This is a genomic window from Alginatibacterium sediminis (assembly GCF_003610775.1).
Classification (GTDB): domain Bacteria; phylum Pseudomonadota; class Gammaproteobacteria; order Enterobacterales; family Celerinatantimonadaceae; genus Alginatibacterium; species Alginatibacterium sediminis.
The window spans coordinates 618,631-631,594 of sequence record NZ_RAQO01000004.1 but is presented as its reverse complement, the minus strand read 5'-3'; the positions used below and the strand labels follow the sequence as shown (position 1 = coordinate 631,594).

Here is a 12,964-nt window from a genome sequence, read left to right as displayed (position 1 = left end):
AAGTCGTAGTGCATTGGCTTCTTTGGTAAATGTTACTGAACTTGTAGCTTGAGATCGCATTATTAGTGGCTGCGATAGAAAAAAACTTAACCAATGCGTTTATTTCTATCCGATTAGATTTTGGTTAATCAGATAATGAAATTGGTGGTGATGGAGATCTATTGCTTGGTGATTCAAGGGCAATTTGGTCTCTATACTAGTATCGTTGCTAATTAAGTTGTTTGGCAGCTAAACCTTGTAAGTCTGTACCTTGAGACCACTATGTCTTAAGGTACAAACCAGCTAGCTGTCTAGGTGTGACCGTTTACACTGTAGTTATTCAAGTTCTACTGAGGGTCTAAAGGTCATTTCGTGAACGATCACGTCTTGGGGCAGGCTGAGAAGCGTAGTTATAGTTGTTGCGACACTTGAGGGCTGCATGTAATCTGGACGTGTAGCTTCTCTAAAGTTTGTATCTGTCCCACCAGGGAAAAGGGTTGAAACTTTAATTCCATGCGTTTGCGCTTCTTTCATTAGAATACCACTAAACCCAGACAATCCTTGTTTCATTGCTGTGTACACGCTCATTGTTTCGTTAGCTCTTTTAGCAACCGTGCTCGATACATTAATGATATATCCGTAACCGCGCGGTTTCATAGCGTTTAACGCTTCTCTGCACAAGAGTGCTGGGGCGCGTAAATTAATAGCGTATTGTTGGTCAAACTCTTCTAAGGTGAATTCATCGATTCCACATTTTCTTGAATTCATACCAGCATTATTAATAAGCACGTCTACGCCATTTAATTCACGCTCAGCATAGTTGTAGAGGTCAATAACTTGCGTTGGGTCACTCAGATCGGCTTGAAACGTAAAACATGATGTTTCTAGTTGAAGTTTATTAAGTTGTGCAAGGTTTCTGCCAGACGCCAATACAGTGAAGCCTTTATTACATAACTCATGAGTTAGTGCCAAACCAATACCACTAGTGGCTCCGGTTACTAAAATAGTCTTATACATATTGAACCTTTAGGGTGAATAGTTTTTATTATATGAATCATGATGCTTAAGCAGCAGACATCTGTCCATCACATATCAATCAAATTGCTTAGTTAGCCGATACCAACGAAGTAAACTAAAAAACGAGTAGGGTCGCACTGATGCTCATCCTCCGTCAGTTGGATTATCGTCACAGTTAACAATAGAAGTACTTTGAAATTAGTGGCTGTAAGCACTGATTTCAGTTAACAGAATATTCCCATGATGCGCTAAGCTAAAATGGAGCAAGGCAAGTAGCATTCCTGTTTCAACCAAGGAGAATGATTTTGATATTCCAAATACCTAAGCAATCACACAAATTCTTGTTACAAGGCATAGTGTTATTCATAGCGCTATTGCTGAGCCTCGCGACCCAAGCGCAAACCATCAAAATTGGCGGCACCGGTAACGCCTTGGGTACCATGAAACTTATCGCAAGCGCATACAACAAAAGCTACGACACAAACAAGGTTCAGGTGCTTCCTAGCATTGGTAGTAGTGGCGCCATCAAAGCCATACCCAAAGGAGCAATTGAAATTGGCTTGAGTGCTCGCCCTTTGAAGGAAACCGAGTTAGGCAAAGGCATGATCGCCATAGAATACGCGCGAACACCCACTATTATTGCTGTATCTAATGCTAGTAATATTGATGGCATCACCACTAAGCAACTCGTTGACATCTACACTGGTACAACCCTTAACTGGGAAGATGGTTCGCTAGTTAGACCGATCATACGGCAAGCCGGTGACGATAACACTGTTCAGCTTAAAGCACTCTCACCTGCACTGAAACAAGCTGTTGAGCTTGCTGAAGAGCGAGAAGGGCTTTTGTTTGCATCTACCGATCAAGAAACGGTAAACAAAATTGAGAATACGCCAGGTAGCTTCGGGGTCACCAGTTTAGCCCTTCTCCTTTCTGAAAATAGAACGCTTAAAGCTTTAACATTAGATGGTGTTACGCCCAGTCCAGAAACAATTGATTCGGGTCTCTATCCTTTAGTAAAACGCTTCTATCTTATTCTTCCCGAAACTCTGAGCCCAAATGTACAACATGTCGTTGACTTCATTCGGTCTGAAAAAGGTGCAGCAATTCTGATACAAAACGGAAACTTGGTACTTTAACTATGTTGCTTACCTATGCCGCAAGAAAATAGCCAGCTTACGGATTTTATTAGTAAACTATCAATGATTCTTTCATTGATAGTCGGATTAAGCTTGCCTATCGGGTATGCGTTTGTGGCCTATAACGATCTTAGCGGTGAGTTAAATTTTAAGGTGAAAATTAAGTCCAATAGTCAATCCGAGTTGATTACAACTATGCCGGATACGTGGATGTACGCTGAAAACCGAATTCAAGGCATTTTGAAACGAGAACCTATCGTACTTGAGAATGAATTTCTACAGGTGTACGACTCTCAAGGAGATTTAATCACATCGTCTGGACACCCTGTTGACTCACTAAAAATGATCCGTAGTTATCCTCTTTATGATATCGACAGCATAGTCGGACGCATTGATATCAGTAAATCCCTTTCTCAATTAATAGCCAATACCTTAATGGTTGGTTTATTTGGTCTTATACTTGGCTTTATGGTTATGGTCGTCATGCGTCTATTACCTATACGTCAAGTACGAAAAATTTCTGATCAACTTTTCGAAGAAAAAGATCGGGCTGAAATTACTTTGCATTCGATCAGTGATGCCGTTATCCGCTGTGACCTTCAAACAAATATTTTATTCGCAAACGATGCAGCTGAGACACTACTAGAACGCCCCTTCGAACAAATGAAGGGGCTTCCGATAGCTGATGTATTGAATCTTAGAAACAAATCTGGAGATAGGCATCCGCTGGTTATTGACACGGTGCTTGCTACCAGAGCAGAGGCATCATGTGAGGGGCAAAGTTTTTTAGACGTAAACAATAAAGTCGTTGCGATAGAAGAACGCGCGGCACCCATTTTTAGCCATAACCAAGAAATGACAGGTGTGGTTTTGTGTATTCGCGATGTCACTATTGCGAGAAACTATTTGGAACAACGCTCATGGGAGGCATCCCACGATTCTCTTACTAGTTTATTAAATCGTCGCGCTTTTGAACAAAAAGTATCAAAGGCAATTGAAAGATCGAAACAAGGCAAGCACCGTTTTGTGCTGTGTTTTATGGATTTAGACCGTTTTAAAGTCGTTAACGATTCCTGCGGTCATGCCGCAGGCGATGAACTGCTTATGCAGATTACACAATTAATGGAATCTCAGGTCCGAGAAGGCGACGTCTTGGCTCGCCTAGGTGGGGACGAATTCGGATTGCTTATCGATGGCTGTGATACCACACAAGGAGAATTGATCTGTAACGAGATCGTGGATCAAATTAGTTCGTTTCAATTTTTTTGGATGAAACGCGTTTATACCGTAGGAATTAGTATTGGATTGACCAATATCACACGCGATACCCCAGACACTAGTGCCGTATTAAGTGAGGCCGACTCAGCCTGCTATTGGGCAAAAGAAAACGGTAGAAACCAAGTCTGTGTTTTTCTGCCCAGCGACACTGAACTTGCCGCAAATCGAAACCAATCACATTGGGTTGAACGTATTGAATCGGCATTGAAAGACAATCGCTTTGTACTCTATCAGCAATCATATCGTTCGCTTAACGGCGACCAAACAGAGCGATTACATATGGAAATTTTACTAAGAATGCTTGATGAAAGTCATGCGCTGATATTGCCGCAATTCTTTTTACCAGCTGCTGAGCGCTATGACCTGATTCAGCAAATTGATCGCTGGGTGATTGATAAGGTATTTGCAGATTTTCAACAGCTAACTGACGAATACCAAGATTGTTCGTTAATGGTTAGTATTAATTTATCTGGCGCGTCGATTAATACTGGAAATCTACTACCCTTTATAGAGTCAAAAGTAGCGCAATACGGTGTAGATCCATGTTCGATTTGTTTTGAAGTAACCGAGACAGTGGCGGTAAAAAATCTATTAGCCGCTACAGTTTTTATTAACGAATGTAAAACAATTGGTTTTAAGTTTGCACTTGATGATTTTGGAACTGGCGTGAGCTCTTTCGAATACCTAAAGAAGCTTCCAGTTGATTACCTCAAAATAGACGGTAGCTTTGTGCAAAATATCGATACCAACCAAATTGATCGCGAGATGGCCGCAACGATCAACCGAATAGCCCACCTTTTAGGTAAATTAACCGTCGCCGAATACGCAGAAAGCGAAGACATTGTCGATGTTCTCGATACATTAGGGGTCGATTACGCCCAGGGCTATGGCGTATGCCTTCCTAAACCTTTATTCAATGATAGCTACAAGATTTCCCTTTAAATGCAGCGCTACATTGAGTTTATTATAACGCTTCTACCGCACGCGTTAATCATCACTCTGAATTTGGTCTCGTCCGTTTTCTTTAGCCTTGTAAAGAAGTGAGTCAACCCGAGCTAGTAAGCTTTTCTCAGTATCATCACTGCGTAAACTACTTACGCCGGCGCTCATGGTAAGCTGCAAATCTTGTGCTTCAGATGATAATTTTACAGCTTTAAGCTGTGTCATTACACGTTCTATTGACGTTGTTGCTCCTTCTATACTGCCATTTGGAAAAATGACTAGAAATTCTTCACCGCCCCAACGGCCCCACAAATCCTGACTTCGCGCTAATTGCTTTATAATGCTAGCAAATGCTTTAAGGCTTTCATCGCCAACATGGTGACCATAGTTATCGTTTACGTGTTTGAAGTGGTCAAAGTCCAAAATAGCGACCACAAGCTCACGCTCTAAACGGTGGGCTACGTTAATTTGCTCATGTAAAAAACGATCAGTGCAACCTCGATTCGCTAAACCGGTAAGGGCATCAGTATTGGCTAATATTTCTAGCTGAGCGTGGGCATTCTCTAAAGCTTTTAAATCATGCTCTCTAGCAATTTCATGTCCGACCCATTCGGCAAATAGGCGCACTATTTCTATGTCTTGACGAATAAATGCTTTGGTAGGTGAAGGGCTAGAAAAATTTAAAGTACCGTAGCGTTCTCCATCAACGAATATAGGGGCACCAAGGTAGGCTTCTAGTCCGAAATTTAGAAAACAAGGGTGAGTTGCAATATGACTTTGAGAGGCATGGTGAAAACCTTCAACATCGTTCGCATTAAATACATGGCTACAATAGGTGTTACCTAGCTCAAAAGTCATCCCAATTTCTAGGGCGTTTTCCGGATGAATCGCTTCTTTAATCACATATTGGTTGCCAGTGATTTTACTAAAAATACCAATAGGTAAACCAAAGTGTTTCGCTCCAAGATCTAACATGGCTTGCACTCGCTGCTTAAACGTTAGCTGTCTTGAAGAGGTGATACTGTGTAATCGGTTCAGTGTTTCTTCAGCCGCTAAGCGGGCGGAGTCATCATTTATAATAACTACAAAATGGCTAGTACGACCCAAGCTGTCCTTGATTAAACCGCTGGAAGTCTGCCCTTTAAGTTGTAAACCCGATGCGGTTAGGTAATCAACTGAATAAGACTCTTCATTATAGTTGGCTTGTGAGTTAAACCGTTTTTTACCTAGTTCTATAAAGTCAGCTTCGTTGGCGTATAGCAACTTGGTGCTTTTACCTTTTAGTTGCTGATTGTCGTAACCGAAAAGAAGTCTTGCGGCTTGATTCAAACTGACAATCTTTCGATCTAAACTTGCAACAATAACTGCACTTTCTATGTGTTCGAAAACTTGAGACAAAGTATACGCGTCTATTTCTAGACTGTTTTGATTCGTAGATAACATGTAAACAAGCTCCGTTTTAGTCTCTATTTTTCAATAGCGATGACAACTTACTTTTAAGTTTAACGTTAGTTTTAGTTCTGCGCACCTATGTTTTTCCAGTAAAAACAGAAGGTAAATAGCTAGCTTTCCGAAATCTTTAAGTGCATTTATGCCGTAACTCTGTACGCGTTCAGCCCTTGTTAGTTAGTAAAACGGCTAAAATAGCCTACGATTAGCGCACTAAAATCTAGTCATGTGCGTCCCAAAGTTTTGTTCTTATACAGATCTTTTACTTTAAGCTGCACAAATTATTACACATTTGGGCTATTCTTTTAGTAAGCAATTATTAAGGATAAATTATGACGTTTGGTTCTTCGGTTATTCGAAACTATTTATCTACATTTATAGCGTGTGCGGTACTAGGATTTTCAACGAATTCTTATGCTGATGAACTGAACACGGTTAAAGTAGCAATGGTTAATTTTGTCGGTGATGCAACCCTCTACTATGCCTATCGTGAAGGTTATTTTATTGATGAAGGATTAGATATTGAGTTAGTTCACAATTCGGCTGGCGTTGAATCGATGAAACAGGTTATTGCAGGAGAAGTACATATTGGAACCGTCGCACCAACTCCAATTGTCTATCTTGCACAGGGCAGAATCAGTCTTCCGAACGACATTCGGATAGTGGCGAATATTTACCGTTCTTCCAATCTCAATAGTCTAGTCATCCTTGATAGTGAACAAAACCCAGATCCGGCAAGTTTAGTCGGTAAAAAACTTGGTTTACAACAGCAAACAGCAGCTGAGTACTTTTGGTATCGGGTAACGGTTGCTAACAACATTAATCCAGATGATATCGAAATCGTAAATATTCCTACACGTAACTTAGCTCAAGCCAGCCAACAAGGCTTAATTGATGCTGCCATCGTATGGTCTCCGTTTCACTTAGATGTATACAAAGCTGTTAAAACAAAGCCTAAAGTTATTCGCGGCACTACCTACGCAACAGAAGGTTGGTATGTCGTAACGCATCCTGATTTTCTTGAACAACACCCACAGATTGTTGAAAAATATTTGTCCGCATTAAAGCGGGCAGAACAAGATATTCGCTCCAACCCTGATAAAGTTGCTTTGTATCATTCCGAGATCGTCGATTCTTCACCAGAGGAACTTAGTGAACTCTATGGTGACATTTCGTTTAGCCTTAATTTGGCTGAATCAGATCTATTCCATTTAGAGCAACAAGGCAAATGGGCTTATAGAGTAGGGTACGTTGACCAAGCGCCAATAGATTACCGTCAGTATGTTGAGACTGGGCCATTGTCTAAAGTAAGCCCGGATTCAATAAAATTACTTGAATGAATATATCTGCTCAAAAGTTAACACTAGCCATCTTTTTCATTACTTTAATAAGTGGTGCAATAACTGGTGTGATAACGATCAGACTATTTAATGAGTCTAACCTTAGACAAAATGTAAGTTTGGATATATCTACAGCAAATACTCTCATCAGTCGTGTAAGTACCGCAGTAGGTATGGTTGATCCCCGTTCAACCTTAGGTTCACCTCGTGCTCTTAACGGAAGTATAGTCGCGTTAGCCAATGTGAGAGGTATTGCTACACAAAACAATTGGACTGAATTAGTTAAAAATGTAGACGACTCAATCGACATACTTGACGCCTTTTTGGCGAGTTTTTCTGGTCCCAAAAACGAAGAGTTTTCCTTATTATTGCATCAACAGAGCTTGCTACAATTTAATTTGTTAATTGAGCAGCTAAGCATCATTTCTAAACAGTATAACCACGATAGTATTCAACATTCTCAAATCAACTTGCGTATCCTTGCTGGACTAGCGCTTTGGATAATCAGCTTGGTCGGTATTGCTGCGTTCTATTTTTATCAACGTATCATTAAACCGATAACCCTAGCTAAAAATGCTTTAATTGTTGACGATAACGAAACCTTAAACCAATTAGGCAAGCATTCAGCAATCGAACTTAAACGGCTATTTAATGCGTTAAACCAATCGCATGATAAGTTGGAACATCAAGCAAACCATGATTTTCTTACGGGTCTAACTAATCGATATCATTTAAACCAAACTATTGGTGTATCACTTAACAAGGCATATGAATCACTCCTCATTATACTTGATATTGATAACTTCAAAAATATTAACGACACCTTAGGCCATGAATCGGGCGACGTGTTACTAAAGCAAGTAGCAGAACGCTTTAAACTAGCAATTGGCCCCAACGATACAATTTGTAGATTAGGCGGTGATGAGTTTTGTATTTTTATTAGCAATTTAACACCTGGCTCAGCATCAAGACGTGCATTAAATATAGTTAACAAGGTTCAACAACAGTGTATTGAGCCCTATGAGATTCCCAGTAAGCGAATCAGTATATCAGCAAGTATGGGCATCGCTATCTACCCCCAAGACGGTAAAAATTATATTGAATTACTAAGAAATGCCGACGCTGCGATGTATCGCGCAAAGTCAGATGGTAAATCGACATTCTCATTTTATACCCTTGAACTCACGCAACGTGCTGAAGAACAAATGCAAATTGAAAGCGATATTATGTTGGCATTGCGTGAACGACAGTTTTACCTCGATTATCAAGTTCAGTGGAGGGTAAGTGACTTATCGGCAATAGGGGTAGAAGCGCTAATTAGATGGAAACACCCAACAAAAGGTTTGATAAGTCCCGACAAATTTATACCTATAGCAGAGTCATCTTGGTTAATTGAAGGTATTAATGACTGGGTTTTAACAGAATCTATCCGTCAGCTGGCTCAATGGCAAAAACAAGGCGTTGACTGTCCATCAATGTCAATTAATCTCTCAGCTATGCGTTTTAGAAATTCAGCGCTGATCGAACAAATAAGCAATTTGCTAAAACGTTACGAGGTTTCTGCTGAACGTCTATGTTTAGAGATAACTGAACACACGTTTTTGGACTCTGACCCTTCCCTTAACGAAAATTTGCAACAACTAAGGTCTATGGGTATACGGATTTCAATTGATGATTTTGGGACCGGTTATTCAAGCTTAAGTCGGCTCAGAAACCTACCGGTAGATGAGATTAAAATCGACCGAAGTTTTGTCAATGGAATTGAGAACGAAGGAGATGCTCTAAGTGTATTTGAATCAATGCTTAAACTGTGTACAAGTTTATCGTTTACGGTGGTCGCTGAAGGCGTTGAAACTCAGGAACAACTTAATGTTTTAAAGCATTTAAACTGCGATATGGTACAGGGCTTTTACCTTGCAAGGCCGAAATCACCTGAATTAGTAATCGCCCATTTTGAAACCAATAACACAAAGCGCTTATCTAAATAGATTCGCACTTATGAGTGAATGGCTGATAGTGTCTATAAACTTTATTTTTGGGATAGATTTTGGCTCAGTTTTTTCACTTCGTTAAACGGCAACTACACGGTTTAAATAAAAAGCTACACTCATTTTTTGTAGCCAAAATTAGACATTCTTATTGCTGTTTCAATTTAACCATCATCCAATGGCACATAGATGTCGTTAAATCTTGGAAGTTATCGAGGGTGTAATATACTGATTGGGTTACATACTATTGATTTAGAAGCTGTGTTTTGTATTTTTCAAAGGTGTGCATAAGTGAATTCAACCTTTAATCCCTTTATCGTTTTGTTGTCTATATTAGTTGCTGTCTACGTTTCATACATTGTCGTTGGTGTTTGTTTACGTATTGCAGTATCACGCAGTAAAGCTGCTTACATTTGGACCGTCTGTGGTTCCATTTCTATGGGGATGGGAATATGGTCCATGCATTTTATCGGCATGTTAGCTTTTAGATTACCCATCCCTGTTTATTACGATATTGCCTTAACTGCTTTCTCTATAGTTCCAGCAATTATCGCTTCTTTTATTGCTTTATTCGTTGTTCAACGACGTGGTGGTTGGCTACAGTTTTCTGTAGTTACGTTGTTCATAGGACTTGGCATCTCTGCAATGCATTATACCGGCATGGCTGCTATGCATATGACGCCTGACATTGAGTACAAGCCTCCAATCGTTATGTTGTCTATCCTTATTGCTATTGCTGCTTCCGGCGCGGCATTATTGTTGTTGTCCTTCCAAATTCGTCAAAACCGTGTAAATCCAAAATTCAAGTTGCTAAGTGCCTTGATTATGGGCTTAGCGGTAACAGGTATGCATTATGTGGGTATGTTTGCTGTTGTCATCCCCGCAGACTGTGTTTCAGATCCAACCGGCGGCATCAATCTAGATCGCGATGTGTTACTCGTCATTGTGACAATTATTGTTGTCACGGCTCTTTTCCTAACGCAAATGGCTACTATTCTTGATAAAGCGATATCCGAAAAATCGTTTTACCAGGCTGTTTTTGATGCACACGCCAATATGGGTGAAGGCTTACTTGTTGTTGAGCAAAATGAATTTGTAGACACAAACCAATTATTTCGTGACATGTTTACCATTCCCAATAGGCCACTAACAACATTAAAAGACTTCAGATATTGTTTCACAAGCGGTGATTTTGCGCGCTTTCTTTTATGGGTAAACAATTATAGAACTAAGTCTAGCCAAGTTGTAAAAGAACACTTTCAATTAAAGGACGATAACTTAAAGCGTACAATAGAAGTTGCTTTAACCTGTTTTGTCTATCTAGATAAAGTTCGCCATCTACTCGTTTTTACAGATATAACTGACAAAAAAAATGCTGAAGAATCTATTAAAACGCTTAATGAGTCCTTAGAGCTCCGCGTTGAGGAACGCACACTTGAGTTAAAACATGCCAATTTGGAACTCAACCAAAGCATGAAAAGTTTAAAGGAAGCACAGTCAGAGCTGGTTCATAGTCAAAAAATGGCATCGTTAGGTAGCTTAGTTGCAGGTATCTCCCATGAAATAAACACACCGATTGGTATAGGTGTAACAGCAGCATCTAACATGGATGAAGAGTTGACCGCGATTACTAACAAACTTGCCGATGGCACAATGAAAAAGTCAGACTTAGACGAGTTTTTTCACCATACTCAGGAGTCGACTACAATATTAATGAAAAATCTAAAACGCGCTTCAGATCTGATTGCTAGTTTTAAGCAAGTTGCCGTTGATCAGTCTAGCGATAGTTCTAGAACTATTAATCTACATAATTATATAAACGAAGCGATACTCAGCATTAAGCCTCAGCTTAGCAAAACTCAAATTGTTGTATCCAACACTATTGATACAACAATTGACATATATACCAATCCCGGAGCGCTTTACCAAGTATTCGTTAATCTCATTCAAAACTCACTTATACATGGGTTTAACGCTCAACAGCCAGGAAAAATCACAATCTCCGGAAACCGGGTTCGTAATCATATCCAACTCAATTATCGTGATACAGGGGTTGGAATAAGCGAAGAGATTCAAACCAAAATTTTTGACCCATTTTTTACGACCCGCATGGGCGAGGGTGGAAGCGGACTCGGTTTGAGTATCGTATACAATTTAGTCAAGACCACATTAAATGGAACAATAGAAGTTATTGATGAAGAATGGTCCGGAGCTCATTTTGAAATAACACTGCCAATTATCAGCGAGGAGACAAATAATGCCTGAAGACTTAGATTTAATCTTTGCACCCGAAGAGTCATTGCCAACGGTACAAAGAGCTCCAGCATGGAAAGTTCTAATTGTTGATGATGAGCAAGGTGTTCATGACGTCACCAAGCTTGCCTTACGAAAATTTGTGTTCGAGGCACGAGAGATTGAATTTATTCACGCCTTTAGTGCAAAGGAGGCTATGGAAATCCTCGAACATCACAGCGATATAGCGGTTGCTTTTGTTGATGTTGTAATGGAAAACGATAGCGCAGGTTTAGATCTAATTCGGCACATTCGTGATGAATTAAAAAACAGTTTGATTCGTTTGGTGCTAAGAACAGGTCAACCCGGAGAAGCACCAGAGCGCAAAGTTATTCTTGATTTTGATATCAACGATTACAAAGAAAAATCTGAGCTAACTTCTCAAAAACTATTTAGTACTATGCTGACCACTTTACGTTCCTACCGTGACCTCGAAAGCTTAGAGGCAAACCGTAAAGGCTTACGCCGTGTCATCGAGTCTTCGAGTGAAATGTTTAGACCCAAAATGTTGCAAGGTTTCATTCAGGCAGTGCTTGAACAATTAATTGCTGTTCTAAATGTTCAAGGTAATAGTCTTTATGGATTTTGTGACAGTATCGCAATTGAACGTAGGATGAGTAAAAACAAAATTGAAGTTGTCGCAGCAACTGGTAAATATGTTGATGCAATTGGAGAAGACTTAGATCATAAGCTTCCCGAAGACGTAAATTTAATTATTCGAGAAGCACTGGATTGCAAAAGTGTCGTGGTGCGTGATGAGGCATACGTTGGCTATTTCAAACCTAGCCCTGAGCGTGAAGATATCATTTACTTACGCAGCAATAAGCCCTTATCAGAGGATGACGCTGATCTAGTAAAACTATTTTTGCAAAATGTTGCGATAGCCTATGAGAACATCCTTTTAAGAGACGAAATTGAGGGCACGCAGCGCGATATGGTTTATATGCTTGGCGAAGCTATTGAAACTCGTTCTAAAGAGACCGGCAATCATGTTCGACGCGTTGCTGAATATAGCTATCTGATTGCTATCGGACTGGGCCTAAGCGAACGCGAAGCAGAAATTTTAAAAGTTGCATCACCATTACATGATTTCGGAAAAATTGGGATCCCCGACGCTATTTTACATAAGCCCGGTAGGCTTAAAGAAGATGAGTTCGAAATTATGAAAACTCACGCGATAATGGGCTACCAACTGTTACAACGTTCTGACCGAGAAATACTTAAATCTGCTGCTATCGTTGCAGGTGAGCACCATGAAAAATGGGATGGAAGTGGCTATCCTGAAGGCACAAGTGGCGAAGATATACATATTTATGGGCGTATAGTTTCGATAGCAGATGTATTTGACGCTTTAGGTAGTCGACGTTCATATAAAGAACCGTGGCCATTAAGTCGTATTCTAGCGCTGTTAGAGCGTGAGCGGGGTACGCATTTTGATCCTACAATTGTCGATTGGGTACTCAGCCATGTAGATGAGATGACAGAAATAACTGACAGGTATCCTGATCACCAGTAATCCTCTGTGGATCAACTAGTAAAA

At 40.1% G+C, this 12,964-nt stretch carries 8 protein-coding genes; 6 read left to right on the top strand and 2 right to left on the bottom strand.

What is annotated here, in order from left to right:
- Nucleotides 1-315 precede the first annotated feature (315 nt).
- On the bottom strand, nucleotides 316-996 hold the full coding sequence (locus DBZ36_RS05890; protein WP_120353985.1) for an SDR family oxidoreductase: 681 nt from the start codon (nucleotides 994-996) through the stop codon (nucleotides 316-318).
- Nucleotides 997-1,295: 299 nt separating this feature from the next.
- Between DBZ36_RS05890 and DBZ36_RS05885 the strand changes: the two genes are divergently transcribed.
- Nucleotides 1,296-2,135 (top strand): PstS family phosphate ABC transporter substrate-binding protein, encoded by an 840-nt coding sequence (locus DBZ36_RS05885; protein WP_120353984.1) that lies wholly within the window; start codon nucleotides 1,296-1,298, stop codon nucleotides 2,133-2,135.
- A 63-nt stretch (nucleotides 2,136-2,198) separates the two neighbouring features.
- Nucleotides 2,199-4,355, top strand: coding sequence for an EAL domain-containing protein (locus tag DBZ36_RS05880; protein WP_199711779.1), 2,157 nt, complete (start codon nucleotides 2,199-2,201; stop codon nucleotides 4,353-4,355).
- A gap of 45 nt (nucleotides 4,356-4,400) precedes the next feature.
- On the opposite strand, the gene DBZ36_RS05875 is transcribed toward DBZ36_RS05880, so the two are convergent.
- Nucleotides 4,401-5,798: a bifunctional diguanylate cyclase/phosphodiesterase gene (locus tag DBZ36_RS05875; protein ID WP_120353982.1), complete on the bottom strand. Its 1,398-nt coding sequence runs from the start codon at nucleotides 5,796-5,798 to the stop codon at nucleotides 4,401-4,403.
- Between the two features lie 338 nt (nucleotides 5,799-6,136).
- Between DBZ36_RS05875 and DBZ36_RS05870 the strand changes: the two genes are divergently transcribed.
- From DBZ36_RS05870 to DBZ36_RS05855, 4 genes are all read left to right on the top strand, one after another.
- Nucleotides 6,137-7,144 carry an ABC transporter substrate-binding protein gene (locus tag DBZ36_RS05870; RefSeq protein WP_120353981.1) on the top strand — a complete coding sequence of 336 codons (1,008 nt, stop codon included), beginning with the start codon at nucleotides 6,137-6,139 and terminating at the stop codon, nucleotides 7,142-7,144.
- A gap of 68 nt (nucleotides 7,145-7,212) precedes the next feature.
- Complete coding sequence (locus DBZ36_RS05865) at nucleotides 7,213-9,132, top strand: putative bifunctional diguanylate cyclase/phosphodiesterase (RefSeq protein WP_158589034.1); 1,920 nt, start codon at nucleotides 7,213-7,215, stop codon at nucleotides 9,130-9,132.
- A 291-nt stretch (nucleotides 9,133-9,423) separates the two neighbouring features.
- Nucleotides 9,424-11,397, top strand: coding sequence for an MHYT domain-containing protein (locus DBZ36_RS05860; RefSeq protein ID WP_120353979.1), 1,974 nt, complete (start codon nucleotides 9,424-9,426; stop codon nucleotides 11,395-11,397).
- Nucleotides 11,390-12,940: a DUF3369 domain-containing protein gene (locus DBZ36_RS05855; protein ID WP_120353978.1), complete on the top strand. Its 1,551-nt coding sequence runs from the start codon at nucleotides 11,390-11,392 to the stop codon at nucleotides 12,938-12,940. Before DBZ36_RS05860 ends, DBZ36_RS05855 begins: the two co-directional genes overlap by 8 nt.
- Nucleotides 12,941-12,964 lie beyond the last annotated feature (24 nt).

Bases quoted from the DNA above. Each gene is read 5' to 3' on its own strand.
- DBZ36_RS05870 (WP_120353981.1), top strand. From the start codon at position 6,137: ATGACGTTTGGTTCTTCGGTTATTCGAAACTATTTATCTACATTTATA.
- DBZ36_RS05880 (WP_199711779.1), top strand. From the start codon at position 2,199: ATGATTCTTTCATTGATAGTCGGATTAAGCTTGCCTATCGGGTATGCG.
- DBZ36_RS05890 (WP_120353985.1), bottom strand. From the start codon at position 996: ATGTATAAGACTATTTTAGTAACCGGAGCCACTAGTGGTATTGGTTTG.
- DBZ36_RS05875 (WP_120353982.1), bottom strand. From the start codon at position 5,798: ATGTTATCTACGAATCAAAACAGTCTAGAAATAGACGCGTATACTTTG.
- DBZ36_RS05885 (WP_120353984.1), top strand. From the start codon at position 1,296: ATGATTTTGATATTCCAAATACCTAAGCAATCACACAAATTCTTGTTA.
- DBZ36_RS05855 (WP_120353978.1), top strand. From the start codon at position 11,390: ATGCCTGAAGACTTAGATTTAATCTTTGCACCCGAAGAGTCATTGCCA.